The following is a 25532-nucleotide window of genomic DNA, read 5'->3' as shown; positions in this document are numbered from 1 at the left end:
GGGTTTAATATCCCGCCGCTCTGACGCGGAGTATTTTATTTCCCCACACAGAATTGTGAAAAAACAGTATCAAGTATATCATCCGGGGTGACTTCTCCTGTTATCTCTCCGAGCGCATGCAAAGCTTCTTCCATATCCTGTGAAACGGCATCCATCGGATACCCCTGTTCAGCTGCCTTTACGGCATGGTTCAGTGAAATCCTTGCCAGGCAGACCGCATTTTTCTGACGCCCACTTCCGAGCCGGGGTCCTCCCTCCTGAACTGAAACTTCATTAATGGAGCAGAGAAGCATTTCCGCTATACCTTCCACCATTTCTCTGAGGCCTTCTCCTGTTTTTGCGCTTAGCGTATATACGGCCCGGGGCACGTCCCCTGTTTCAGCAAGTGAGGGCTTTTCGCCTGCCTGCGGACTGTCGGCCTTGTTCCAGATCAGAATAACGGGAGGAAAATCCTGCGAAGCCTGTTTCAGAAAAGCCCTGTCCGCGTCGGTCAATCCCAGTGTACTGTCTGCAAGATACAGGACTATATCTGCCGCCGCGCTCAGGGTTCTTGACCGCTCGACACCTTCCGTTTCTATCAGGTCTTCCGATTCCCTCAGCCCCGCGGTGTCATACAGCCGGACCGGGATGCCCGCGAAATCAACAGACGATTCGATCCAGTCCCGCGTTGTTCCATGAATATCCGATACTATGGATCTGTCTTCTTTGAGCAGAGCGTTAAAAAGGCTGGACTTTCCCGCGTTTGTGCTGCCGGCCAGAACAATCCGCACGCCTTCCTGATACAGTTTTTCAGCTTTCCAGGATGATTCGAGCCGTTCGAGCCGCTTTTCCGCCTCTTTTGCGAGGCTTATATCGAAGGCCCCGCCCGTAGTCTCTTCATCTTCAGGATATTCAATTTCAACTTCAATAGCTGCAAGTATACGGAGGACCATGTCCTTTATTTCAGAGATTTCCTTTTCAACCGAACCGGCAAGTCTCTTTGCTGCCCGTGCACGGGCGCTGTCTGTTTTTGCTTCAATAATTTCCCGGACAGCCTCCGAGCGCGAAAGATCGGCTTTTCCCGAAGCAAAGGCCCTGAAGGTAAATTCACCTTTTTCCGCAGGGCGGAACCCGGCGTTTATGAGAAGCCGGTAAATGGCAAAGATAACCGCGGTACCTCCGTGTCCGGTAATTTCCACGGAGTCTTCGCCCGTAAAACTCTTTGGTCCGCGGTAAACAGTTAGCACAACCTCATCGACGGCCCGCCTTTGCTCCGTACTTTCCCTGGGAGCATCATAGAGCCATCCGTGCAGCGCTGTATTTCCTGCCGCGGAAAGGAGCTGTTCCGGCCGTGAAAAATAGGGCGCGATTAATTCGATACACCCCCTGCCCGAAGTCCGGACAATACCAAGGGCGGACGGGACAAGGGCCGTTGCGATTGCGGCTATTGGTTCATGTAAAACAAATTCCGACGCTTTCATTCCAGTGAGTATAACAGGTTTCATGCCTTAAAAACAGGGCCGGTACACTTGCCGGAGCCGGGGATTGAATGATACACTGCGGACATGAAAGGTATCATTGTAGCCGCGGGCTACGGAACAAGATTTTTGCCCGTAACTAAAACAATCCCGAAAGAAATGCTCCCCCTGATTTCCGTCCCTTCGATCCAGTTTATTGTTGATGAATTTGTATCTTCGGGTATCAGTGATATAATTATTATTACGTCCCGCCGCAAGAAAGCGCTGGAAGATTATTTTGACCGCGAGCTTGAACTGGAACAGATTTTCCGGAATGAGGGGAAAACCCGCCAGCTTGAACTGATTTCACCCCAAAACGCGAATATTGCCTTTATCCGCCAGCAGAAAATGATGGGGACCGGCCATGCTCTTTTGCAGGCAAAAAACTGGCTCGGAGATGAGCCCTGCGTTGTCGCTTATCCTGATGATCTCCATTTCGGTGAAGTCCCTCTGGCTTCGCAGCTTATTGCGGTATACCAAAAGACAGGGTGTTCGGTTATGGCTTCTATTACCGAACCCGGAGATGTGTCCCGTTACGGCGTTCTCGATCTTGACGGTGACGGTATGCATGTCAGAGGCATTGTGGAAAAACCTTCTCAGGGGACTGAACCCGGTCACGATGTTTCAATAGGAAGATATCTGTATACACCGGATTTTTTTGCTCTTCTTGAGGAAGGATGGGAAATCCATCTTGAGGACGCGAAAAAAAATAATACTGAACCCGGCGAGTATTTTCATATCTATGCTCTGAACAGGCTCATGGAACAGGGCAGGGTCGCCAATTGTTCCCTTGAAGGGACCCGCCTGGATACCGGTGATCCTGCCGGTTATCTTGAGGCTGTTCTCAGATACGCGGATTCCATTCCGGAATACCGCGTCATTATCGACAGCTTTCTGAAAAACAGAAACAGTCCCTGATTTTTCCTCGGTGCCGGTTCCTCTGATAATACTGAAAAAACCCATCAGTCTCGCTGTCCGTCTTATTCCTTTTTACTGAAAATTTTCATTTTTCGCGAAAAAAGTTTTTTATTTTCCGGTTTCGCGAAAAAAGTTTTTTATTTTCCGGAAATCTATACTATACTGGGATGAAATGGAGGTGTTTTATGTATTGTAAGTTATGTTTCAGAACGATGGGGGCAATACTGCTTTTGACTCTTTTTACATCCTGTCTTTCCGTTTCTTCGTCCACCGCGAGTACGTCGCTGGACGGACTCAAGGCAACGGCAACAGCCGAACTTGCCTCAATGGTAGGACTGACCGGGCTTACCCAGAAAGCGCGGTTTAAGGTTTTATACACACAGGTTATGTATGTCGGCGGATACGGCGGCGGAACGTTTGCTCTTGAAGAAGGCCAGGGACTGGTATGGAAAACCGTTACAACTGACGAAGACGGTAATACCACCTCGGTAACCGCGGAAAGGGCCCTGCTGAAAAACCTGCCGGACGGCGATGAGTGGTGGTACCTCGGCTGGGACAACGGCACGGATAAATGGGAATATGAGGTTTTGATGGATGCAAACCAGAAATCAAAGAAAATCCGTTTTTATAATTCCGATCTCCAGCGTGTTGAAGAAGCGGAATTCAATTCCAAACTTTCTCTGGGGTCGGGATCGGACGATGCCGCTCCGGCGTCAGGAGCCATCGCCGGTATAAACTGGAAAGACCTCACCAGCTACATACAGGGAACGGAAAAAATTACTGTCGGTGCGGGAACCTATCAGGCTCAAAAACTGGATTATACCGTTAAAACCAGTTCTTCCGAGACATCATATACCTGGTGGACAAACAGCGATGTCCCCGGCGAACTCATAAAATACGCATGGATAAAAACAGGCACAAAGTCTGTGAACAGCGGCGAGCTTGCAGCGATTAAAAAAGGCTATACAACCAAATTCAGTTCATATTAACAGTGCAGAGCCGGGCCGCTTATTTGTGATAAGGGTTTAATCAGCCTGCGGCTGGTTCTGTAAGGTATATAATGGCCGCTTCCGCGGCCTGCGAATGCCCCAGACCAAAGGTCTGCAGCTCTTCGAGCTGACTGCTCTGCGGCGGGGTATTTTATTTTTTTCTGCTTTGGATATAAAAAGAAACCGAGCGGTCGTAGCTCCGTTCTTCCTCCGGAGAAAAATAACAGGCCGGTAATTCTCCCGATCTTCTGTGGTAGCTGATACATTCGCAGCATATTCCCTTTTTGCTGCAGGGATAGGTACAGTTACAGTTTTTTGCGTTTTCAGTTGCCGTACAGACTTTCATTTTTTCCTCCCGTTTTTTGCGTACAAAAAAATACAAAGCCCGGAATATAGCTTTTCACTCAAAATAAGTATATATTAGTAAGTATGATGCGTAAACTGACTAATGATGAATGCCTGTATGCTACAAAAAATGGTGATTTTTCTCCTGAAACAAAAAGCAGCGCGGCAAAAACGGTTATTATAATGACCCAAAGCTGGTGTCCCCAATGGAAGGTAATGGAGATGTACATGGGGGCCGTTGAGAAAAAAATAGCGGCTTCCGCTTCCGGAGACTCTGTGGAACTGCTGTATGTTGAATATGATAAAGAACCGTTTTATGAGGAATTTGTCCATTTTAAGGAAACAGTCCTCAAAAACTTTGAGATTCCTTATCTGAGGTTCTACAAAAACGGAGAGCTGACATCAGAGAGCAACTATGTTTCCGAAACAGAACTGCTGTTCAGACTGGGTATAGGGGAAAAATAATACTTCCGCTCCGGCTATGCCATATTATTTTTCTTTACGATAAGCAGTATATATAACTGTACATATACAAGCAGGGCTTCCGAATTTCTGATGGCATTCAGGCTGGGGGTCTCTACCAGTGTTTTTGCCAGATTCTGGATCCTTGCCTGATCAAATGAAGACGCTTTAAGCGTTTTCAGGACCTTTCGCATATAATCCTTGATAAGCGCGTTAACATCGTGGGTCAGATTCTGCCTGGCTTCCGGGTTAAGATTCTTGTTCCACGCGTCCAGCTGCGTCTTCATCTCGTTTTCTATGGTTGAACCTTTGGGAACAAGCTGTTTTTCAAGGACTTCGACCGCTGTTTTCATTTCAGCGTGTGAAGAATGATGCCGGCTTTCATGCTGGTTCTCGTTCACCTGGACATCGGCGGAAGTTTGCTGAACCTGGGACTTTTTCCGCTTCTTTTTTTTCGGGCGCCGGAAAAAAGCAATAATTGAAGAAATTATGGGGATCGTATACCAGAACGGCAGCATAATCCTCGTATCGGTGAGCAGTTCCTGCCGGTTCAGCATCAGCAGCGTACTGTAGGGAAGGAGCCGTCCGTGTTCAAAAACCTTGTGCTTCCCCGGATTCGCTTTTTCCGATTCAAGATCTTCCCTGGCCATAAGCTGGATAAAAGGAGCAGTCAGCAGTCCGTGGAGGACCGGCTCGACTGTCTTGCACAGCGCCTCGAGCTTTTTTTCAAAGGCCTGCTGGTTTTTCATGGCTTCATCCTGGCCGTAGGCCATCAGTATCTGCAGCCATTCCTGGGTAATAAATTCCTTGATTTTCTTTCTGTTTTCATTGCACAGGTGAATAATCAGAGCGGGTATCCTGTCCTTCAGGATAAAGTATCTGCCGCTGTTTTCAGTTTTAAAAACCAGCATTTCGGGAAGGGCTTCCGGTGAAATCTGCGCTGTTTTACTTTTAAGGAAGTCATCGAGGTCTGTTTCACTGTACTGGCCCAAAAGCGGAACACCCCGCGAATCGATAAAACCGGTTATTGCATTCATATCAAAATAATACGGGGCTTTCTGAAAACACAGGGCAAGGTTCTTGAGGGCAGTTTCCCGCTGTATGCTCTGCTGGGCCTTTGACTTGAAATAATAATTCATATGTTCGATTATGAGTACAGCCTGAAGCAGCGCGTTTTCTTCAGGAGTTTTTTCATTTTTCTTTCCGTAATCCTGTTTTATAAAGCCGCAGACCGAACTCCAGAAAATATAGGTGTCAGTGGCTTTTTTAAAATCCGCGAGCGCATCGGAAGGGTGCATCTGAAACTGGAACAGGAATTTCTTGACAACCATTTCCCTTCCCGGATTGGTGACCGACAGCCGTTTCTGTATATAATCGCGGGATTCATCCTTGCGCAGAAAATAGCGGATTTTCGCCAGAGCAAGCGTCAGCATTTTGTCCGGCAGTATGGACCCCGGATACACAAGCGCGGGGATTTCATCGGGAAAATTCAATTGATATAAGAAGTTATTGGAACGTTCTCCTGTTTCAAGAAGTTCAAGGAACTCGGCGGAAACAAGAATCTGCCTCAGGACCTCTACCGGAAAATTTTCCGGCAGTTCCGATACAAGCGGGAAGGGTACTTCCGGGCGTTCCTCTATTCTTTTGTACCACTGGGTCATTTTATCCACAAAAAACTGGGGCACAAAAACAAGATTTCTGCTTTTCGGGTCGCTTGAAAGGACCACCCGGCCCTTGTCCTGCAGTTTTTCCAGTTCAATCTGCACGGTGGACGCCGTGTCCGCGAGGTAGATAACAAGCTCAGGTTCCTGTTCAATATAGTGCCGGGCATATTTCTGCAGATATTCGCAAAAATCCTGTATGACAATATTAGGATTGTTCTGTTTGCCTGCGTAGAGTCTCAGTAATACTGCCAGATCGGTCGGAATGGATGACATACTTATAGTGTTTTATTATATCATACCTCCGGTATTTTCTCAATGAAGAAACTGCGCTTTGCGGAAAAATTGTGGTCGAGGGGTAAAAAGTGAAGACAGAAGCCCGGAAAAAAGCTTTGCGAAAAGACAAATCCGGTCCAACTCCTGGCCAGACAAAACGGATTCCTGGTTTTAAATCAGTTTTTTTCGGGAGCAGCCTGCCGCCACCCTTGCCGCGGGATATGTAATAGTGTAAAATATGCCGGAACTCAGGGGCCCTGTCCCTGTCTGAACCGGAGGCCTCATGTTTGCCCGTCGTTTTTCAGCATTGCATCCCTATATTCCAGGAGAGCAGCCGAAAGACCGCCCTTACATAAAACTCAACGCAAACGAAAATCCCTATCCCCATCTCCCGAAGTCCAAAAGGCTGTCAGGGAATTTGACGCCGGACAGTACCGGCTGTATCCCGATCCCGACTCAAATGCGCTGCGAAACGCGATCGCGGGCATGCTCGGCCCGGGTATTACGCCCGACATGGTATTTGCGGGAAACGGCTCCGATGAGGTTCTGTCCTTTATCTTTTTTACACTCTTCGATTCCGATGCTCCCCTGCATTTTCCCGAGTATACTTACAGTTTTTACCCGGTATACTGCGGTTATTACGATATTCCGTTCAGGAAGATCCCTCTTGCCTCTGATTTTTCCCTTGACTGCGGAGCCCTGCTTGAAGGAGACAGTTCCGGCCTTATTTTCGCGAACCCGAACGCGCCGACCGGTATTTTTCTGGAACTCCCGGAACTAGAGCGGCTCCTGGACAGATATCCTTCAGGACGGCCTGTGGTTGTGGATGAGGCTTATATTGATTTCGGCGGCGAAACCGCGCTCCCGCTTCTGGAAAAATATAAAAATCTTGTAATTGTGAGAACCTTTTCAAAAAGTTTCTGTTTTGCCGGGGCTCGTCTCGGGTACGCTGTCGCCGATCCCGGTATTATACGGGCTCTGTTTACAGCGAAGGATTCTTTTAATCATTTTCCGGTTGACCGGCTGACCCAGGAAATCGGGGTTGCGGCCTGCGGCGATCCCGGTTACTACAAGAAAATCAATACTGAAATAATACAGACCCGGGGTTTGTTTTCGGCGGAACTGGAAAAGCTGGGATGGACCGTTCTTCCTTCCAGGGCAAACTTTGTATTTGTAAGGCATCCGTCGCTGAACGGCAGGGAAGTATATGAATATATTAAAAAACAGGGAGTACTTGTGCGCTATTTCGACAGTCCCGGAATCGCCGGGTTTGTCCGTATTTCCATTGGTACTCCCGATGATATGCGGCAGCTGCTGGATATTATGAAGAACTTATGAGAGGTAGCTATGAAGATTCTCATTCTGTCTGACGGACACGGAAACCTTTCAGCCCTGGACAGGCTGAAGCCGGCCGCAAAAAACGCGGACATGGTTTTATACGCGGGTGACTTTGCCGAATGTTTTAAGCCTGAAACCGGACTCCCTTTTCTGGAACGGCTGGCCTCCCTGCACGATGATATTTTTGCCGTCCTCGGAAACTGCGATGAACCTGATTTTATCGGGAAGCTTGATGAATATGACATGAGACTTGAGTCGACCCTTTCCAGTTTTAACGGGCTTGTGCTGACCGGATCAGGCGGGGGCGCGAAGTTCACGGGAAAGACCCCGAACGAACGGACTGATGAGGAACTCGCCGGCGACCTCAGGCTGGTTTCGGAAAATTCCGGCGAAGATAACCAGTGGCACAATCTTGTAATTGTTACGCACAATCCCCCGAAGGACACCAGTCTTGACCGCATTTCTACAGGGACCCATGTCGGGTCTCCGCTGATCCGGGAATTCATTGAAACATACCAGCCCCTGCTGGCGGTATCCGGTCATATTCACGAGTCGGCCGCGACAGATACAATCGGGAGGACTGTTCTGGTAAATCCGGGGCCGCTTGATGAAGGCCGGTATGCTATTGCCGAAGCGGTCTGTAACGCAGACAATCGGTTCACTATAATGTCAGTGGAATTAAAGGAATTCTAGCATAAAGAATCAGCTGATTCTTTATATCAGAAACATAACTTAAAGGAGTATAAAATGCTGGAGGAGCTATTTATTGGTTTTCTGTCGATAGGATGGAAAGATATTGTAATGATTCTTGTAGGGCTTTTGCTTATTTTCCTGGCGATAAAGAAACAGTATGAACCCATGCTGCTTTTGCCTATCGGCTTCGGCGCTATTCTGGTTAACCTTCCCCTGCGCGTCGCCTTTGAGCATGCGGGACAGCCCGGGTTTCTGAAAATTCTTTTTGACGCGGGTATTGCGACTGAATTATTTCCGGTGCTTATTTTTATTGCCGTAGGCGCCATGTGCGATTTCGGGCCCATGTTCAAAATGCCTGTCATGATGTTTTTCGGGGCAGCCGCCCAGCTTGGAATTTTCCTGACTATTATTGCGGCCCTCCTGGTCAGCAAGTGGTTCCCCGGTCTCGGGCTGAATTTTGGCCTTGCCGAAGCCGCCACAATCGGCATTATAGGAGCGGCGGACGGGCCGACTTCAATTTATGTCGCGAATAAATTGGCCCCTTCGATTCTGGGACCCATATCGGTGGCGGCCTATTCCTATATGTCCCTGGTCCCATTGATCCAGCCGCCTATTATCAGGCTTCTGACTTCCAAAAAAGAGCGGACAATAAAAATGAAGGTCGAAGAACAGGATATTCCGAAATCCCTGCGCATAGCCTTTCCCATTCTGGTAACAATTATTTCCGGCTTTGTCGCTCCGATGGGCGTACCCCTTATCGGCAGCCTGATGTTCGGAAACCTGATACGCGAGTGCGGCGTTCTCGAAAAACTTTCGATAGCAGCCCAGAATGAACTTGCGAATATTGTGACCCTGCTCCTCGGTATTACCATAGGCGCTTCCATGAGATCGGAAGACTTTATACAGTGGACAACAATAATAATTCTTATTCTTGGTTTGATCGCCTTTGTGTTTGATACTGCCGGCGGCGTCCTGTTTGCGAAATTTCTGAACCTGTTCAGAAAGGAAGGAAATAAAATAAATCCCATGATCGGGGCCGCCGGTATTTCCGCCTTCCCCATGAGCGCCCGGGTTGTCCAGAAAATAGCCACCGAGGAAGACGGAGAAACTTTTGTAATAATGCAGGCCGTCAGCGCGAACGTATCCGGCCAGCTCGGCTCTGTTATGGCCGGCGGAATTATTCTGGTTCTTGTGCCGATTCTTCTGGGAGGCGCCCTGTAGCCAAATAATCCGGATTATTTGTGTACGTGTTTCCGCTGTAAAGAATGAACCAATTCTTTGCAGCAGAAACGTAACTTAAAGGAGTATATAATGAATGAATGGACTGAAATACAAAAGGCCCTGTTTTTGCTGCCTGTAGGCGTGGGCTTTGTTTTTGGCGTACAGGTTATATTCTATGCTGTCATAAAAATCTTTATCTTTTTCGGAAAAAAATCGAAAAAAGACCCTTCGTGACCGGCACCCATTCGCGGCCGGACTATAAAGTCCGGCCGTGTTTTTAAACACTTATTATAATACTTATAATAAGTGTTATAATAAGTCCGGATATATGGAAAGTTCCGCCTGATTCCGGCGGAAAAGGAAATTTCCGGAGCCCGCCGTTCTGTTCTTGTTTTTTTTTCATATATACAATACGATGTACCCGTTATGACTATTGCTGAAATCATTCCGGCGGTTTCATTCTGTCTGCTGCCGGTTATTTTTATTGTCTGCTTTGTAAGGTCCAGGAGCCTCAGGAAAAAAATGGGCGCGAGAGAACTCGTCATGCCGCAGAAGTACCGGCTGCAGTTTCTCGGGGTCCTGTGCAGCGCTCCCATATTAATAGGCCTCACCTATATCCGGAAATTTGACGCGCTTTCAGTAACCGCGATCTGCGGTGTCGGCGTACTCGGTTTCTTTATCGCCATACAGGATATTCTCTATTCGGGAATAAGCGGAGTTTATGAAAACGGTCTTATCTGGAACTCTTCCTATCTGTTTTTCAATGATATTGACGAGGTCAGCCTTCCCGAAGAAGCTACTCTTGTACTGCTGACAAAAGACCGTACGAGAAAGGTTTTTTCATCAAATGATACCGCCCTGCTTACAAATGTAAAAGAAGTAATAGAAAAAAAACTCAACAGCTTGCAGTAAATACCATCTTTGACATATTATACATAATATGAAGACAATCGTTATCGGCTCCGGAGGACGGGAGCATGCCATAGCCTGGGCGCTTTCAAAATCACCCAAGGTAGGGGAAGTTATATGCATTCCCGGAAACGGCGGTACAGCCTGCGAGGAAAAGTGCAGAAATATTCAGGTCAGTGTTTCGGAAACCGCTTCGGTTGTTGAGGTCTGCAAAAATGAACTTTCCGGCTTGAACGATGGTTCTTTTATAGTGATCGGGCCTGAGGACCCTCTCGCGGCTGGTATTGTAAACCGCCTGGCCGATGAGGGGCTGGATGTTGTCGGCCCGCAGCAGTCAGCCGCGGCCCTGGAAGCCAGCAAGGACGTTGCCAAACGTTTTATGAGCAAATACGGTGTAGCCTGTGCGAAAAGCGAGGCCTTTACCAGTGTTGCCGATGCTGTTGCCGCGCTTGAGGATATAAAGGGGCCTGTTGTAATAAAGGCCGACGGGCTTGCCGGCGGCAAGGGCGTCGTGATTACGGACGACCACGATACCGCAATCCAGACCCTGCGGGATTTTATAAAAAACGGGACCCTCGGGGTCGCCGGCAGGAAAATCCTGCTTGAAGAATATCTCGCGGGCGATGAAATATCGATACTGGCCGCGGTGAGCGTTTCCCCCGGGCTTGCGGACCAGGGCAGGGCCTCTATAGTTCCCTTTCTCCCGGCCCGTGATCACAAACGCCTTCTCGATGGCGCACTGGGGCCGAATACCGGCGGCATGGGCGCGATTGCCCCTGTTCCCGGACTTGATCCCGATATACTCGACCGCTTCAGGACTGATATTCTGGAACCTACCCTGAAAGGGCTTATTGAGGAAAACTATGAATACCGCGGCTTTCTCTTTTTCGGTGTGATGATAACCGGAGACGGGCCTAAACTTCTGGAATATAATGTCAGGCTCGGTGATCCGGAAACTCAGGCAGTGCTGCCCCTTATGGATTTTGATTTTGCAGAAATGTGCCGGGCCATTATCGACGGGACTCTTTCTTCCTTTCAGTTTAAATGGCGCGATGGATATGTGTGCGCGCCTGTCGCCGTTTCCGGCGGATATCCGGCTTCATACCTGAAGGGCCTGCCCATAAAAATGGACAAACAGGTTATCCGCGAATCGGGAGCAAAAATTTTTATTGCCGGAGCCACAGCCAACAGAAGAAAAATGGTGCGGCGCTGCGTGGAACGGCTGTCCGTGTTATTCCGCAACCGCACTCCCGGCCCCGGCGAACTCATTACTTCGGGGGCAGGGTCCTTGCCGCTTCTGCCTTCGGCAGTACAATCGATGAAGCGCGCAGCAGGGCTTACAGGGCGCTTGACGGCATTTCCTTTGAGAGGATGTTCTTCAGGCGCGATATAGGTTTGCCGGGCGCGGCGGTTTCTCCGGAGACTGAAAAAACTCCATAAATTCCGCTCCGGGTATACGGCTTTTCCCGAACTAGTGCTGTCATTTTCTTTACGGTTTTGATAGAATGTATCAGTAGGAAAAGAGGTGAATAATGCTGAAAGGACGTCATCTGATAGAACCGGGTGATCTTTCCGTTGCAGAGCTGGATGGACTGTTTGATCTTGCCGGGCAGATAATTGCCGCTCCGGAAAAGTATTTGCATGTTTGTACCGGGAAAATTCTCGCGACATTGTTTTTTGAGCCGAGTACCCGGACCCGGCTTTCATTTGAAGCCGCGATGCAGCGGCTGGGCGGTACGACGCTCGGGTTTGCCGAGCCGAACGCAAGTTCATCCTCAAAGGGTGAAAGCCTCGCGGATACAATCCGCACTGTTTCCTGTTATGCCGATATTATCGCGACCCGCAGTCCGAAAGAGGGCGCGGCTCTCCTTGCTTCGCAGGTCAGCGAAGTTCCCGTAATCAATGCCGGTGACGGCGGACATCACCATCCCACACAGACTCTTACGGACCTTTTAACAATAAGACAAATCAAAAAAAAGGTAAGCGGGCTGACAATAGGTTTGTGCGGCGATCTCAAATTCGGGAGGACCGTCCATAGTCTCGCAAAGGCTATGGCCCGTTACCCCGGAAACCGCTTTGTGCTTATCAGTCCTCCTGAACTGGAAATTCCGGATTATATTACCGGCAGGGTTTTTAAACCGGCCGGAGTGTCCTTTACACAGGTCCGCAGGATAGAAGACGCTATCGGCGATCTTGATATCCTGTATATGACACGCGTCCAGCGGGAGCGGTTTTTTAATGAAGAGGATTATGTCCGCCTGAAAGACAGTTATATCCTCGATGAGGAAAAAATGAAACTTGCCCGGCCCTACCTTTGCGTTATGCATCCGCTTCCCCGTGTTAATGAAATAGCGGTTGAAGTCGACGCCGATCCGCGTTCCGCCTATTTTCTTCAGGTCAAATATGGCATGTATGTGCGCATGGCTCTTATCGCGAGCCTCCTCGGCGTGAAGCTGCCAGATTAGTTTATAGATAAGATGCAATATTTCCTGCGGAGGGAAACGTTATGAATGTGCAGAAAATAAAGAACGGACTTGTAATCGACCACATCCGCGCCGGAACCGGCCTGCGGATTTTTAACTGGCTGAAGCTGGACAAGGTTCCGTTCAGCGTTGCCCTGATTATGAATGTTTCCTCAAAACACATGGGCAAAAAAGATATTATAAAAATCGATAATGAAATAGATATTGATTATTCCGTTCTTGGATTTATTGATCCTAATATAACCGTAAATGTAGTTGAAGATGAATATGTAATCCGGAAGATTTCATTGAGTCTGCCTGACCGCGTTGAAAATGTTATCCGCTGTCTGAATCCCCGGTGCATAACCAGCTCGGAAACAGGCATCCCTCATGTATTCCGGCTGGTGGATAGAAAGCGGGCGGAGTATGCCTGTCTCTACTGTGATGAGCTCTACCGCGCAGGAATAGGAGAAGTCCTTTGAACAAAATACATAGCGGCGGGCTTTTGGACAAGGCTGCCTATTTCCGTTTTGCTGAAAAAGAAAACGCCGGCGAACAGTTTTTTCTTGTGTATAATGCCCGCCTGATAGACCGGGATATTGATACCCCGGGCGCCTTATTAATACAGGACGGTATGATATCCGAAGTATATACCGGAATAAATGATATTGCCTCGGAAAATGTGCGGGAATTCGCAGAGAACATCGGAAGTCCCGGTCTCATTGATGCGCAGGGTCTGGTTATTATGCCTTCCTTTATTGATATGCATGTGCATCTCCGTGATCCGGGACACACCCGGAAAGAGGATATTGAAAGTGCTTCAAAGGCCGCGGCCGGCGGCGGGTACGGAACAGTGGTTGCAATGGCGAATACGGAGCCGGTAATCTCCGGCATGACCGCAGCTCAGGAAGTAAATGACCGCGCCAGAAAAATAGGATTCATTGATGTTTTTCAGGCCGTGAGTGTTACGGGAAATTTCGACGGGGCCGATACCTCCGCCCTGGCAACGATTGATCCATCCATTGTGCCGGTCGTGAGCGAAGACGGGCATGAAGTCGCCTCTGCGGCAGTGATGCTTGACGCAATGGAAAAATGTGCGGACACAGGGGCAATTATAAGCTGCCATTGTGAAGATCCTGATCTTGCCCGTGAGGCAAAAACCTTCAGGACCGCCGCGCTGAAAACCGGAAACAAGTATTTTGCCGACCAGAACCCATTCGCGGAACCGGGGCCTCAGTCCGGGGCCGCTGAGTTGCGGCTCCATCTTGCCGGAGCGGGACGGCTGCTCCGGCTTGCCGAAGACAGCATGACTGCCCGGAACCTTCTGCTTGCAGCGGAAGCCGGCTGCCGTGTACATATCGCCCATGTCAGTACCGCCGGTTCGCTCGACGAAGTGAGACAGGCAAAGCGGATTGCGGCAAAGGCTGGTGATTCACGTTCCGCGAAAATAACCTGCGAGGTTACGCCCCATCATATTGCGCTGACTGATACAACTGCGGCGATTGTAAATCCTCCGCTGAGGACCGAAGTCGACAGAGAGGCCCTGATAGCGGGAATTATGGACGGAACCGTGGACGTTATTGCCACTGACCACGCGCCTCATACATCCGCTGACAAAGCTTTGGGGACTCCCGGTTTTTCCGGCATACAGACATCCTTTTCCGTCTGCAATACCGTGCTGGTAAAATCGGGAAAAATATCTCTCTCGGAATTATCCGGACTCATGTCGGCAAATCCTGCTGTCATACTGGCCCTTCCGTGCGGACTTCTCAAAAGCGGATACACAGCTGACATCGTCCTCCTTGATCCGGACGCCGAATGGACTGTTCGTACTGATGATCCTGCCCACTGGTTCAGCAAGGGGACAAATACACCCTTCGCGGGAAAGGTTTTGAGCGGGCGCGTAATAAGTACCTGGAAGCGCGGAAAGAAAGTATACGAACTGCAGTAATCCCGGCGGACGGTTCCATTGTTTCCGCCGGTTTGCAAAAACAGAAAACATATTTTTTTGTATAATACGGAGGTGTCCCGTGACCGATATGCCAAAAAAATGGGGTGAAAAACAGAACCAGCTGAAATCTTTGCTGAGTACCGGGGAATGGGACGCGGCCATAGCGCTCGCTGCTGAAATGCACGCGAGCATTCACGAATCATCCGGCGGAAAAAATAAAACATATGAAGACCTTCTCTGGGAAGGACTCAGGCCGGAAATATGCAGGATAATAACAAAACAGGGACGGTCGATACTGTGGAACATATGGCACATTACCCGGATCGAAGACCTGACAGCCAATATTTTAATTGCCGACGGAAGCCAGGTGCTGAATGGCGAATGGCTTGAGCGGATGCGTACCCAGATAACCGACACCGGAAACGCAATGACTAATGAAGAAGTCGCGGAATTCAGCAATGAAATTGAAATTGAAGAGTTAAGAAAGTACCGCAGGGAAGTCGGTCTGCAAACCCGAAAAATTTTAAAAAAACTGAAAGCAGATGATCTCAAAAAAAAGATGCGGAAGGACCAGCTCGACAGGATTCTTTCTGAAGGCGGTGTACTCAATGCCGCAGACTCGGTCTGGCTTCTCGATTTCTGGGGCAGGAAAACAGTTTCCGGCCTGCTCACAATGCCCATAACCCGGCATCAGGAATCCCATGTCAATGATTCATTTAAAATAAAAAGCCGGTACAATAAATAATATCTCATCATGCCAATTGCCTGCTGATACGTTTTATGACAATAATGAAAAAAAATATGGCAGGGCTGTTTTTATTCGAGGCGCTGGTTTAATCAGCCTGCGGCTGATTCTGTAAGGTATGTAATGGCCACTTCCGCTACCTGTGAATACCCTGATGCTCTGCTGCGGAGTATTTTATTTGTTTCACTTTTTCTGCTGTTCATAGTGGCAGGGTCCTTCTTTATTTACCGGCATTTCAGAAATGACGGTTATATATACTCCTTTAGTTTAAGTTTCTGATGTAAAGAATTAACCAATTCTTTACATCAGAAATACGTACAATCGGAAATAGTCAAATAATTTAAATTATTTGACTATAAAAATCAGCTTTACAAATTATGCTCCATCGAAAGTCATAATAAATTATACCGAGGCAGAAGAAAATAATGGAATATATTTTAAAACAACGGATTATGGTCCTGTCGAAATAATCATTTTTGATGAGGACGCGGAATATCCCGCTACAATCAGGGTGTTCCATGAAAACAGCTGGTATAAATCAGAGATGACCATCGGAATGGAAAATGGCGGGCTGAATATTATTTATTCCGAAGACAAAACAATAGTGGATGCGGAGAAACATACTCTTAAGTTCGGGGAAGAAATCACATTCAGCTGGCTGTAGAAGAGAAGACCATATCATATTTTTCAGATGGCTGCTTTTTTCGGAACGCAGGAGAATTTCTGATTGTGAATACGATGTGCTATCGTATTCACAATCGTATCGTGACACGATTCAAACCGGCGGCCCCTGTTAGTTCTGCATACAAAATTAGTATGTAAAAAAACACTGATATTAGTTCATTCAGGAAAAAAGCGATATATTTTCCGCCGTTAAAAGAACGATAAGGGTGCCGTATTTTCAGTAACAGATATACCAGAAGACAAACATAAAAAGAACAATGTTTATTACAATCCCGGAAGTCTGCAGGGCGATCAGGAGTCTTTTTTGAACAGTTCCTTTTTTTCTTCATTTTTATACAGCTTCATGAAAAGAGGCGTCAGAAACGGTAAAAAAAATCCCGGCGGGCAATAGGGAATGGCTTTTCCGAAAATGGCGGCAAAGGCTGTAAAGCTGACAAACCCGAGTTCAGGATGTCTGAGAGATTCAAGAAAAACCAGAAATTCCAGAAAGGCTCCTCCCATCACACAAAAAGGTTTCGCCGGATTATCAGGTTTTTCACTGAACTGCAGATTTTCCGGTTCCGGCAGCTGGGCCGGTTTGAGCGCCTCGGTAAAAAGAATACACAGGCCTCTCTGTCGTTTTGTTTGCGCGGGAAATATGAGTCCCATGGTTCCCAGTTTTATAAGAGCAAATTCTTTCGGATCGGTTTTTTTAAGGACCCCGTCTTCCGAAACCGTAAGAAAAAGATTTTTTTTGAAGGGTACCATCATTTTTCCCGGTTCGCCCGCCGTTTTGTCTGTCAGCTCAAATTCAAGCACATGAAGGCTGGCTGCGCTGAACAGGCCGGTGACGGCTTTTTCCGATTGGAGCCGGGACAGAATATGCCTGCGGTTTTTCCGTATTAAATAGGAAAAAAAAAGCGGAAAGAGGAAATATGCTGCGATTGCTATAAAAAAAACCAGCACCAGCCTATTTATCATGTTCCATTCCTGGGTTATACTATAAAATATGGAAATCCACCGCCTGATTACAGGTTTGCTTTCGGTAAACACCTGGTTTATTCCTGCCGGGGACAACAATCTGCTGGTTATTGACCCTGGGGGAGACCCGGATAGAATTATATCACATATTTCCGATTTATCGGTACATCTTTTTTGTATACTTCTGACCCATACCCATATTGATCATCTTGGCGCCCTTCCTTCTTTACTTGAGGTCTTTCCCGGAACACCGGTTGGAGTCCATCAGGCTGAATCCCGTTTTCTCGGTCCCGGATCCCGTAAAAAGCACCAGGAAATGCTTTCCCATATCGGTATGGCGGAACTCGTCCCCGGCTTTTTTGAAGACCTGAGGCCGGCTGATTTTTTTCTGGAAGATGGGCAGGAACCTGAATTGCCTGGCGGAAGAAAAATTGCCGGATGGCGGGTCATACATACACCGGGACACAGTCCTGGATCAATCTGTCTGTATAATGAAGAAGACAGTACGCTTGTCTCCGGCGATACGCTTTTTTATTCCGGAATCGGACGGACCGATCTTCCGGGCGGCAGTTTCCCTGAAATCTACCGGAGCCTTTCCGGACTCTTTGAACTTCCTCCCGATACGCGCGTACTTCCGGGACACGGACCGGAAACAACTATAGGACGGGAACATCCCGTTGCTCTGGACGGATTTTGAAGTTTTAACGCCGGATTTGCCTCTGTTCCGCTGCTATAAGTTCCGGTTTTTTTTGCTTGACGCCCCGGCTGATATCCCTTACCATTTTTTTAACACAAAAACAGAAATATCTCCTGAATTCCGGAGCCGGATCGGCTTTTCCCGGATGCGAGGGGTTTGTTTTTCCTTGTTTAAGCTAAAGTATCAGTTATTTCAATAAGGAGTTTCAAAATGGATGGGGGAAGTATCCAAATTTTAATCGTGATGGGCTGCTATCTGCTGTTTTCTATCGGGATCGGTTTATGGTATGCGAAAAAAAGCAATGAAAATACCGAAGAGTATTTTCTGGGAGGGAGGAGCCTTGGTCCCTGGGTCGCCGCCATGAGCGCGGAGGCCTCCGATATGAGCGGCTGGCTTTTGATGGGTTTACCCGGGGTCGCTTATTTTACCGGGGCCGGTGAGGCTGTATGGACGGCGATAGGCCTCGCTGTCGGGACCTGGATAAACTGGCGTGTAGTTGCCCACAGGCTGCGTTCCTATTCACAGATAGCGAACAATTCGATAACTATTCCCGCGTTTTTCGCGAACCGGTTTCATGATAAAAAGCGCGTTCTGCTGATTATTTCGGCTGTTATCATTCTCGTATTTTTTTCCATCTATGTAGGGGCACAGTTCGTTACATTCGGAAAACTGTTCAGTTATGTGTTTAATATGCATGACTATTATGTACTGATGGTTATTCTTGGGGCCCTCTTTGTTCTGGCTTATACGGCAATAGGCGGCTTCCTTGCGGAAAGTCTTACCGATTTTATTCAGGGCATTTTAATGTTTGTCGCCCTGGTGCTTGTCCTGATTATCGGGACAGTAAAGGCCGGCGGTATCGGTCAGATCGTTGAAAATCTCCGGGAAATCCCCCGGTTTACCGATTTTTTCGGTATTGCCGTGCCTGTTGACGCAAACGGGATAGCCTCCAGCGTTTCGGGGAATCCTCAGGCCGTTGTCAATGGAAAAGGTGTTTTCGGTCCCGGCGCTAATTACAGTTTCCTTTCCATTTTGTCATGTCTTGCCTGGGGACTCGGATATTTCGGGATGCCGCAGGTCCTGCTCCGCTTTATGGCAATCAGGAAATCTTCCAAAATAAAACAGTCGAGGATTATAGCGGTAACGTGGTGCTGTATTTCGCTGTTTGCTGCTGTTGCCATTGGTATGATAGGAAGGGCCCTGATGCCCGGACTGCTGACGACTGCGGGGGCTTCTGAAAATATATTTATCCATATGGCTGTGGATTTTTTCCCGCCGATATTTGCGGGGCTGATCCTTTCAGGTATTCTTGCGGCTTCGATGAGTTCTTCCGATTCATATATGCTGATCGCATCTTCCGCTCTGGCAAGCGATCTTGTCCGGGGTGTCCTTAAAAAGGACGCGAGCGAACGCTTTATTATGTGGGTCGCCCGTATCACCCTGCTCGTAGTTACCATTTTCGGCGTGTGGGTGGCCCTGTCCGGAAACGATTCGATTTTCCGGGTCGTGTCCTATGCCTGGGCCGGTCTTGGCGCCGCCTTCGGTCCTCTTATGCTTTTCAGTCTTTTCTGGAAGCGGACAACGCTGCCTGCGGCCATTGCGGGTATGCTTACCGGCGGAATTATGGTTGTTGTATGGAAGGAAGGACTCAGTAAACTGGGCGGTTTTTTCGGCGTGTATGAATTGCTGCCTGCCTTTATTATTTCCTGCATCGTCATTTTTGTTGTAAGCAAACTGACAGCCGAACCGTCCGAAGAAATTCAGGAGGAATTTGAAGCGGCGAAAAACGCCGAATTCTGAAAACCCCGCATAAGTTACACAGCCCTGAGCTAAACAGCTCTGAGCTAAACAGCTCTGAGCTAAATAGCTCTTGAAAAAGGGCTGTTTAACTATTAGGATACAGGTACTTTTCAATACCCTGCATTTTCATAAGGGCGGAACAGGTGGAGTTATTACAGAAACGGATACGTGAAGACGGCGTTGTACTTCCCGGGAATATTCTGAAGGTTGACAGTTTTCTCAATCACCAAATTGATGTCAGTCTGCTGAATAAGATAGGGGAGGAGTTTGCCCGCCGGTTCGCGGGCATTCCGGTAACGAAAATCCTTACTATAGAAGCTTCCGGGATAGGCGTGGCCTGTATCACGGCCCAGTACTTCAATGTTCCTGTGGTTTTTGCGAAAAAAGTAAAATCAAAAAATATCGGGACCGATCTGTTTCACTGTGAAGTAAGGTCGTTCACAAAGGACACCGTGTATCCGGTAACTGTGTCAAAAATGTATCTGTCGGCAGAAGATTCCGTCCTTATTATTGATGATTTCCTTGCGGAAGGAAGCGCCCTTGACGCCCTGATCCGGCTGGTCCGGGAAGCCGACGCCCGTGTGGCCGGCGCCGGTATCGTTATTGAAAAGGGTTTTCAGAAGGGAGGAGACCGCATCCGTTCCCAGGGCGTCAGGCTTGAATCACTTGCCGTTATTGACCGGATGAGTCCCGAAGAGGGCATTGTTTTCCGTGATGACGCCTGAAACGGCTGAAAAAGTCCCCCTGTTTTAAAAGGCGTGTTTTTACCGGCTTTAATTTTATTTGATTTTACTGTATAAAGAATTATAAAGTGCGCCGGAGGCGGAAATAACACCTCCGGAGGCATTGAAAAAATGTGATTCCTGCCGGATATATTCGCAGGACTCTGCGGTATCAGTGAATTTGCCGGAATTCCGGCTTTTAATATTTTTCTGCATAAAGGAGTGATGCAATGAAAAAGGTACTCATTGTGGCGGTGATGGTTCTGGCCGTATTTTTTACAACTTCCTGCGCCAAAAAGGAAACCGAAAAGTCAGCCGGAAAGCTGACAAAGGATACCATCAAGGTTGGTTTTGTGTATATCGGAACCATCAATGATGAGGGGTATACGGAAGCTCATGACCAGGGAAGGCTTGCTCTGAACGAGATGGGTATTGAGACCGCATATATTGAAAATGTCCCCGAAAATGCTGACTGTGAAAAGGCCATCCGTGATCTGATTGATCTTGGCTGTAATGTTATTTACACAACCAGTTTCGGTTTTATGGACTGGACAATCAGGGTTGCCGCTGATCATCCTGAAATTTATTTTGGACACTGTTCCGGTTACCGCCGTGCGGCCAATGTTTCCACTTTCTTTGGAAAAATTTATCAGGCCCGGTATCTGTCGGGTATTGTTGCCGGAATGAAAACAAAGGTTAACAAGATCGGCTATGTCGCCGCAATGCAGATTCCCGAGGTTATCCGCGGAATTAACGCCTTTGCGCTTGGCGTACAGTCCGTTAATCCCAGCGCAACCGTTGAAGTTATCTGGACAAATACCTGGTTTGATCCCGCTGTTGAAAAGCAGGCAGCTCTTGAGCTTCTGAACAAGGGCTGTGATATTATTGCCCAGCATCAGGATACGACAGCCCCCCAGATTGCCGCCCAGGAGAAGGGGGCCTTTGCCATCGGCTACAATTCACCGACCGCAAATGCCGCTCCGAAAGCCTACCTGACAGCGCCGCTGTTCCACTGGGAAGTGTTTTATGTGGATGACGTGAACAAGATCCTCGACGGGACCTGGGTTTCACGGGCTTACTGGGAAGGTCTGGACACGGGAATGGTTTCCCTCGACGAGCTGACAATCAACTGCGCGCCGGGAACCGCCGAAGCTGTTGATACCGCAACAAATGCCATTATTGCCGGAGACCTCCATCCTTTCGCAGGACCTCTGTATGACCAGAGCGGAACTGAAAAAGTCGGAGCTGGTATTATTATGACCGATGATGAAATCTGGAATATGAGCTGGTTTGTTAAGGGCGTTATCGGAAATATATCAAATTAAGAAACTGTGTTCTATCGCAGGTAAGCAACAGCGCGGGCAACCGTATTCCGGCTCCCGCCGCTGTTGTTTTCATTTTTCGGAAACTGTATGACAGAAAACGCATATATTGAATTGCGTAATATTTCAAAAGCCTTCGGCCAGGTGCAGGCCAATCAGGATGTCAGCCTTTCGGTCAACCGGGGTGAAATACTGGCCCTGCTAGGTGAGAACGGATCGGGGAAAAGCACCCTCGTGAATATGCTTTCCGGAATCTATATGCCTGATTCCGGCAGTATTTTCATTGACGGCAAAGAGCAGTTTTTTTCTTCACCCTATGATGCCATCAGGGCCGGTATCGGCATGGTGCATCAGCATTTCAAACTTGTTTCCGTTATGACCGCCCGTGAAAATATCGCGATCGGGGAACGGAAAAAATTCTTTATAAACAATTCAGCAATAACAGAAAAAATTTATCAGGTGGAAAAACATTTCGGGCTTGTAATCAATCCCGACAAAAAAATATATAACATGTCCGTCGGCGAAAAACAGACGGTCGAAATCCTGAAGGTTCTGTACCGCGGCGCGAGAGTTCTGATTCTTGATGAACCGACTGCGGTCCTGACTCCGCAGGAAATCACCCAGCTGTTTTCCATTTTGCGTAAAATGAAGGAAGACGGCTGTTCGATTATTATCATTACCCATAAGTTAAATGAAGTTATGGAAATAAGCGACAGGGTCACTGTTCTGAGGAAGGGCCGAAGCGCCGGAACGGTCAGGACCGCGGAAACAGCTCCGCGTGAACTCACTGAACTGATGGTGGGTGCTCCTATTTCCCTGGAAATAAAGCGGGCGGAAACTGAAAAAACGGCGGCCCCCATGCTTGAAGTCAGAAATTTAACGGAGACGGATGAAAATAATGTGCGCCTCCTGAACGACATAAGTTTTGACCTTTACGGCGGAGAGATTCTCGGTGTCGCCGGAATCGCCGGCTCAGGGCAAAAGGAATTGTGCGAGACAATAGCAGGGCTGATCCGTGCGGACTCCGGTTCAATCCGGTTCCTTGGCGAGGAAATTACCGGACTTTCCCCGCGTACTATTATCAGAAAAGGCATAACCATGAGCTTTATCCCCGAAGACAGGCTTGGAATGGGTCTTGTTGCCGGCAGGGATATAACCGACAATATTCTGCTTAAGTCATATAACTGGAATTCAGGACTTTTTATTAACCGGAATGAGGGGCGTCGCAAGGCCGAGGAAATTGTACGCGACTATGATATTTCTACGCCCTCGGTCAATCATATAGTAAAAAAACTTTCAGGCGGCAATATCCAGAAAGTCCTTCTCGGACGCGAGATTGAAATGCAGCCAAAGCTTCTTATCACTGCCTATCCTGTCCGGGGACTTGATATCGGGGCTTCGTATACAATTTATGATATGCTGAATGAGCAGAAAAAACGGGGCGTCGCCATTCTGTATATTGGGGAAGATCTTGATGTTCTGCGCAGTCTCTGTGACCGTATAATAGTAATTCATAACGGGGCCGTAATGGGGATTGTCGACCCGGAAAAAACTTCAAAGGAAGATATAGGTCTGCTGATGCTCGGAGAAAAACAGGGAGATGAAAATTCCCGGGAGGAAGTAAAATGATACACATTGCGTCCAAACGGGAGCTTTCCATGCTTCAGGAAAATCTCCTGCGCCTTGCGGCCGTAGCTATTGCGCTTCTGGCTTCGGCACTCATTATGCTTATAATGGGATATAATCCCCTCGATATTTATGCAAAAATTATTTCAGGTTCTCTTGGTACGGCCTACCGGTTCAGGGAAACGGTCAACAAGGCAATTCCCCTGACTGTCCTTTCCCTGGGGACCGCGGTCGCTTTCCGGATGCGGTTCTGGAATATAGGGGCCGAAGGCCAGTTTTACCTGGGCGCTTACGGCGCTTCGCTCATTGCTTTCGGTTTTCCTGATCTGCCGGCCTTTGTGCTGCTGCCGCTCATGTTTATCGCCGGTTTTATATTCGGCGGTTTGTGGGCTCTGATCCCCGGTTTGCTCCGGGCAAAATTTTCCGCCAGCGAGACCCTCGTTACTCTGATGCTGAACTATGTCGCGGTAAAATGGATTTCATATTTGCAGTACGGTCCGTGGAAGGACCCGGCCGCAAGCGGGTTTCCGAAAATAGCGTCATTCAGTAAAAACGCCGTGCTGCCAAGTCTGTTCGGGATCCATATTGGCTGGGTGATAACGCTCGTTCTCGCGGTCCTGATGTTTATTCTGCTGAAAAAGTCGAAGCTGGGATATGAAATTGATGTACTCGGAGAAAGCGAAGCCACGGCCCGCTATGCGGGAATGAATGTGTCCCGCATTATGCTGACCGCCATTCTGATAAGCGGCGGGCTGTGCGGCATTGCGGGTATGATGCAGGCTTCGGCCATCGAGCAGTCACTGTCTGATCAGCTTTCGGGAGGGCTTGGGTTTACGGCTGTTATAACTACCTGGCTTGCCCGGCTGAGTCCTCCGGTAACCGTGGTTGTGTCCTTTCTGTTTTCAATGCTGATCCAGGGCGGAAACTTTTTACAGAGTTCCCTGAAAATCCCTTCGTCAATGGCCCAGATTCTGCAGGGTATTATTATTTTCTTTGTCCTCGGGAGCGAATTTTTTATCCGCCATAAATTTGTCTGGATACCGGTACGCAAATCAGCGAAAGGAGACGCGGCATGATGTTCCTTGATTCACTGTCCTTGTTTTTGCAGACCGCAGTTCAAATGGGGACCCATATTCTGCTGGCAATTCTCGGCGGCATTCTGTGCGAGAAGGCGGGTAATATGAACCTCGGAATTGAAGGCATGATGCTCCTTGGCGCTTCCGTCGGATTTTCAGTCGGCCTTTCTACGGCGAATCCTGTCGCGGCCGTCATTGCCGCTGGACTCGCCGGCGCCGCAGGCGCCTTTATATATGCCGTAATCACGGTAACCTTCCGGGGCAACCAGGTTGTAACAGGACTTGTCCTTACCATATTCGGCACGGGAGTTTCCAGTTTTCTCGGCAAGAGCCTCTCGGGCAAGGCCCTGCCGGAATCGATTTCGTCGGCCTTTGCTCCCGTATCTATTCCCGTTTTAAGGGACATTCCCATTCTGGGCAAGATGTTTTTCGAGCAGAGTATGTATGTCCACTTCGGAATTATAATAGCCATTATTATGTTTGTTTATTTCCGGCACACTCAGGCCGGACTCAATGTCCGGGCCGTAGGAGAAAACCCTGCGGCAGCCGATGCGTCCGGAATAAATGTAACGGCGTATAAATATGCCCATATTACCGCGGGAGGTTTTCTGTGCGGCATGGGCGGGGCCTATCTGTCTCTTGTATTTGTTCCGCGCTGGCAGGAGAATATTACCGCCGGTGCCGGCTGGATCGCGGTGGCCCTGATTATTTTCAGTACATGGAACCCGCTCAAGGCAATATTCGCGGCCTATACCTTTGGCGCGCTGAAGGGCATAGGCTTCAAATTCCAGAATATAGACTTGTTCCTGTTCGGGAAGAGAATTGTTTTTTCTCCTCAGCTGCTTGATATGATTCCCTATCTGGCGACCATAATCGTTCTCGTCCTGATCACGCTCCGGAAGAAAAAGGAGTGCCAGAGTCCGGCTTCACTCAGTGTTCCGTATTTCAGGGAAGACAGGTAGAAAAAATCCGTTCTTCCGGGGATTATTTCCCCGGGTGCTCGGGATTATAGTTTTCCACGTATGATGTATACACTGAAAGGGCGGCGCAGAAAAATTCTGTCTGGTATTCACTGATAATTTTTTCCGAAAAATAAATCTGCGGATTTTTTGAAGTTATAACCAGGTATCCTGCCAGGCTGCCGTTTGCAGTTATGGAAAATGTCTCATCGCCCGCGGC

The 25532-nt window shown here is 48.3% G+C and carries 24 protein-coding genes and 1 pseudogene; 22 read left to right on the top strand and 3 right to left on the bottom strand.

What is annotated here, in order from left to right; translation table 11 throughout:
* Nucleotides 1-35 precede the first annotated feature (35 nt).
* Nucleotides 36-1460 carry a tRNA uridine-5-carboxymethylaminomethyl(34) synthesis GTPase MnmE gene (mnmE, locus tag K7I13_RS06735; RefSeq protein ID WP_255949246.1) on the bottom strand — a complete coding sequence of 475 codons (1425 nt, stop codon included), beginning with the start codon at nt 1458-1460 and terminating at the stop codon, nt 36-38.
* An 84-nt stretch (nt 1461-1544) separates the two neighbouring features.
* Here mnmE and K7I13_RS06730 point away from each other — a divergent pair, with 84 nt between their 5' ends.
* From K7I13_RS06730 to K7I13_RS06720, 3 genes are all read left to right on the top strand, one after another.
* Nucleotides 1545-2414, top strand: coding sequence for a UTP--glucose-1-phosphate uridylyltransferase (locus K7I13_RS06730; RefSeq protein WP_255948940.1), 870 nt, complete (start codon nt 1545-1547; stop codon nt 2412-2414).
* 185 nt (nt 2415-2599) lie between these two features.
* Nucleotides 2600-3403 carry a hypothetical protein gene (locus K7I13_RS06725; protein WP_255948939.1) on the top strand — a complete coding sequence of 268 codons (804 nt, stop codon included), beginning with the start codon at nt 2600-2602 and terminating at the stop codon, nt 3401-3403.
* 429 nt (nt 3404-3832) lie between these two features.
* Entirely contained in the window at nt 3833-4213 is a 381-nt protein-coding gene (locus K7I13_RS06720; protein WP_255948938.1) for a hypothetical protein, read from the top strand.
* Nucleotides 4214-4227: 14 nt separating this feature from the next.
* On the opposite strand, the gene K7I13_RS06715 is transcribed toward K7I13_RS06720, so the two are convergent.
* Entirely contained in the window at nt 4228-6147 is a 1920-nt protein-coding gene (locus K7I13_RS06715; RefSeq protein ID WP_255948937.1) for a hypothetical protein, read from the bottom strand.
* Between the two features lie 144 nt (nt 6148-6291).
* Here K7I13_RS06715 and K7I13_RS06710 point away from each other — a divergent pair, with 144 nt between their 5' ends.
* The 12 genes and pseudogenes from K7I13_RS06710 (at nt 6292) to K7I13_RS06655 (ending at nt 16130) form a co-directional block, all read left to right on the top strand.
* Nucleotides 6292-7485: a pyridoxal phosphate-dependent aminotransferase gene (locus K7I13_RS06710; RefSeq protein WP_369413731.1), complete on the top strand. Its 1194-nt coding sequence runs from the start codon at nt 6292-6294 to the stop codon at nt 7483-7485.
* Between the two features lie 9 nt (nt 7486-7494).
* A complete protein-coding gene (locus K7I13_RS06705) occupies nt 7495-8178 on the top strand; it encodes a metallophosphoesterase (RefSeq protein ID WP_255948936.1) in 684 nt (227 codons plus the stop codon).
* Nucleotides 8179-8232: 54 nt separating this feature from the next.
* Nucleotides 8233-9399: a sodium ion-translocating decarboxylase subunit beta gene (locus tag K7I13_RS06700; RefSeq protein WP_369413714.1), complete on the top strand. Its 1167-nt coding sequence runs from the start codon at nt 8233-8235 to the stop codon at nt 9397-9399.
* 90 nt (nt 9400-9489) lie between these two features.
* Nucleotides 9490-9633: a hypothetical protein gene (locus K7I13_RS06695; RefSeq protein WP_255948935.1), complete on the top strand. Its 144-nt coding sequence runs from the start codon at nt 9490-9492 to the stop codon at nt 9631-9633.
* 192 nt (nt 9634-9825) lie between these two features.
* The gene (locus K7I13_RS06690; protein ID WP_255948934.1) at nt 9826-10311 is read left to right on the top strand and encodes a hypothetical protein; all 486 of its coding nucleotides are present in this window, start codon (nt 9826-9828) and stop codon (nt 10309-10311) included.
* 28 nt (nt 10312-10339) lie between these two features.
* Nucleotides 10340-11455, top strand: a pseudogene (gene purD / locus K7I13_RS06685) (phosphoribosylamine--glycine ligase); the annotation flags it as partial.
* Complete coding sequence (locus tag K7I13_RS06680; RefSeq protein WP_255949240.1) at nt 11353-11748, top strand: phosphoribosylglycinamide synthetase C domain-containing protein; 396 nt, start codon at nt 11353-11355, stop codon at nt 11746-11748. The pseudogene purD and the gene K7I13_RS06680, both read left to right, overlap by 103 nt.
* A 92-nt stretch (nt 11749-11840) precedes the next feature.
* Nucleotides 11841-12773: an aspartate carbamoyltransferase gene (gene pyrB, locus K7I13_RS06675; protein WP_255948932.1), complete on the top strand. Its 933-nt coding sequence runs from the start codon at nt 11841-11843 to the stop codon at nt 12771-12773.
* Between the two features lie 41 nt (nt 12774-12814).
* The gene (locus K7I13_RS06670) at nt 12815-13252 is read left to right on the top strand and encodes an aspartate carbamoyltransferase regulatory subunit (protein ID WP_255948931.1); all 438 of its coding nucleotides are present in this window, start codon (nt 12815-12817) and stop codon (nt 13250-13252) included.
* Nucleotides 13249-14721, top strand: coding sequence for a dihydroorotase (locus K7I13_RS06665; protein ID WP_255948930.1), 1473 nt, complete (start codon nt 13249-13251; stop codon nt 14719-14721). The genes K7I13_RS06670 and K7I13_RS06665 overlap by 4 nt, the downstream gene beginning before the upstream one ends.
* A gap of 88 nt (nt 14722-14809) precedes the next feature.
* Nucleotides 14810-15466, top strand: a complete 657-nt coding sequence (locus tag K7I13_RS06660; protein ID WP_255949238.1) for a DinB family protein — start codon at nt 14810-14812, stop codon at nt 15464-15466.
* 349 nt (nt 15467-15815) lie between these two features.
* Nucleotides 15816-16130 (top strand): hypothetical protein, encoded by a 315-nt coding sequence (locus tag K7I13_RS06655; RefSeq protein WP_255948929.1) that lies wholly within the window; start codon nt 15816-15818, stop codon nt 16128-16130.
* Nucleotides 16131-16441: 311 nt separating this feature from the next.
* Here K7I13_RS06655 and K7I13_RS06650 read toward each other — a convergent pair whose 3' ends face one another.
* Complete coding sequence (locus K7I13_RS06650; RefSeq protein ID WP_255948928.1) at nt 16442-17110, bottom strand: hypothetical protein; 669 nt, start codon at nt 17108-17110, stop codon at nt 16442-16444.
* A gap of 28 nt (nt 17111-17138) precedes the next feature.
* On the opposite strand from K7I13_RS06650, the gene K7I13_RS06645 reads away from it, so the two are divergent.
* From K7I13_RS06645 to K7I13_RS06615, 7 genes are all read left to right on the top strand, one after another.
* The gene (locus K7I13_RS06645; RefSeq protein ID WP_255948927.1) at nt 17139-17807 is read left to right on the top strand and encodes an MBL fold metallo-hydrolase; all 669 of its coding nucleotides are present in this window, start codon (nt 17139-17141) and stop codon (nt 17805-17807) included.
* 210 nt (nt 17808-18017) lie between these two features.
* Nucleotides 18018-19607: a sodium/proline symporter PutP gene (gene putP / locus K7I13_RS06640; protein ID WP_255948926.1), complete on the top strand. Its 1590-nt coding sequence runs from the start codon at nt 18018-18020 to the stop codon at nt 19605-19607.
* A gap of 143 nt (nt 19608-19750) precedes the next feature.
* Nucleotides 19751-20332 carry a xanthine phosphoribosyltransferase gene (locus K7I13_RS06635; RefSeq protein WP_255948925.1) on the top strand — a complete coding sequence of 194 codons (582 nt, stop codon included), beginning with the start codon at nt 19751-19753 and terminating at the stop codon, nt 20330-20332.
* Nucleotides 20333-20559: 227 nt separating this feature from the next.
* Complete coding sequence (locus K7I13_RS06630; protein ID WP_255948924.1) at nt 20560-21654, top strand: BMP family ABC transporter substrate-binding protein; 1095 nt, start codon at nt 20560-20562, stop codon at nt 21652-21654.
* A gap of 87 nt (nt 21655-21741) precedes the next feature.
* Complete coding sequence (locus K7I13_RS06625; protein WP_255948923.1) at nt 21742-23280, top strand: ABC transporter ATP-binding protein; 1539 nt, start codon at nt 21742-21744, stop codon at nt 23278-23280.
* Nucleotides 23277-24353 (top strand): ABC transporter permease, encoded by a 1077-nt coding sequence (locus K7I13_RS06620; RefSeq protein ID WP_255948921.1) that lies wholly within the window; start codon nt 23277-23279, stop codon nt 24351-24353. The genes K7I13_RS06625 and K7I13_RS06620 overlap by 4 nt, the downstream gene beginning before the upstream one ends.
* Nucleotides 24350-25315 (top strand): ABC transporter permease, encoded by a 966-nt coding sequence (locus tag K7I13_RS06615; RefSeq protein WP_255948920.1) that lies wholly within the window; start codon nt 24350-24352, stop codon nt 25313-25315. The genes K7I13_RS06620 and K7I13_RS06615 overlap by 4 nt, the downstream gene beginning before the upstream one ends.
* The last annotated feature ends 217 nt before the right edge of the window (nt 25316-25532 follow it).

It is taken from the genome of Brucepastera parasyntrophica, assembly GCF_022376835.1.
GTDB classification, from domain to species: domain Bacteria; phylum Spirochaetota; class Spirochaetia; order Treponematales; family Treponemataceae; genus Brucepastera; species Brucepastera parasyntrophica.
The sequence above is the reverse complement of the archived record's forward strand: the minus strand, read 5'-3'. Positions and strand labels throughout refer to the sequence as shown.

Bases quoted from the DNA above. Each gene is read 5' to 3' on its own strand.
- mnmE (WP_255949246.1), bottom strand. From the start codon at position 1,460: ATGAAAGCGTCGGAATTTGTTTTACATGAACCAATAGCCGCAATCGCA.
- K7I13_RS06730 (WP_255948940.1), top strand. From the start codon at position 1,545: ATGAAAGGTATCATTGTAGCCGCGGGCTACGGAACAAGATTTTTGCCC.
- K7I13_RS06725 (WP_255948939.1), top strand. From the start codon at position 2,600: ATGTATTGTAAGTTATGTTTCAGAACGATGGGGGCAATACTGCTTTTG.
- K7I13_RS06720 (WP_255948938.1), top strand. From the start codon at position 3,833: ATGATGCGTAAACTGACTAATGATGAATGCCTGTATGCTACAAAAAAT.
- K7I13_RS06715 (WP_255948937.1), bottom strand. From the start codon at position 6,147: ATGTCATCCATTCCGACCGATCTGGCAGTATTACTGAGACTCTACGCA.
- K7I13_RS06705 (WP_255948936.1), top strand. From the start codon at position 7,495: ATGAAGATTCTCATTCTGTCTGACGGACACGGAAACCTTTCAGCCCTG.
- K7I13_RS06700 (WP_369413714.1), top strand. From the start codon at position 8,233: ATGCTGGAGGAGCTATTTATTGGTTTTCTGTCGATAGGATGGAAAGAT.
- K7I13_RS06695 (WP_255948935.1), top strand. From the start codon at position 9,490: ATGAATGAATGGACTGAAATACAAAAGGCCCTGTTTTTGCTGCCTGTA.
- K7I13_RS06690 (WP_255948934.1), top strand. From the start codon at position 9,826: ATGACTATTGCTGAAATCATTCCGGCGGTTTCATTCTGTCTGCTGCCG.
- K7I13_RS06680 (WP_255949240.1), top strand. From the start codon at position 11,353: ATGGCGCGATGGATATGTGTGCGCGCCTGTCGCCGTTTCCGGCGGATA.
- pyrB (WP_255948932.1), top strand. From the start codon at position 11,841: ATGCTGAAAGGACGTCATCTGATAGAACCGGGTGATCTTTCCGTTGCA.
- K7I13_RS06670 (WP_255948931.1), top strand. From the start codon at position 12,815: ATGAATGTGCAGAAAATAAAGAACGGACTTGTAATCGACCACATCCGC.
- K7I13_RS06660 (WP_255949238.1), top strand. From the start codon at position 14,810: ATGCCAAAAAAATGGGGTGAAAAACAGAACCAGCTGAAATCTTTGCTG.
- K7I13_RS06650 (WP_255948928.1), bottom strand. From the start codon at position 17,110: ATGATAAATAGGCTGGTGCTGGTTTTTTTTATAGCAATCGCAGCATAT.
- K7I13_RS06645 (WP_255948927.1), top strand. From the start codon at position 17,139: ATGGAAATCCACCGCCTGATTACAGGTTTGCTTTCGGTAAACACCTGG.
- putP (WP_255948926.1), top strand. From the start codon at position 18,018: ATGGATGGGGGAAGTATCCAAATTTTAATCGTGATGGGCTGCTATCTG.
- K7I13_RS06630 (WP_255948924.1), top strand. From the start codon at position 20,560: ATGAAAAAGGTACTCATTGTGGCGGTGATGGTTCTGGCCGTATTTTTT.
- K7I13_RS06625 (WP_255948923.1), top strand. From the start codon at position 21,742: ATGACAGAAAACGCATATATTGAATTGCGTAATATTTCAAAAGCCTTC.
- K7I13_RS06620 (WP_255948921.1), top strand. From the start codon at position 23,277: ATGATACACATTGCGTCCAAACGGGAGCTTTCCATGCTTCAGGAAAAT.
- K7I13_RS06615 (WP_255948920.1), top strand. From the start codon at position 24,350: ATGATGTTCCTTGATTCACTGTCCTTGTTTTTGCAGACCGCAGTTCAA.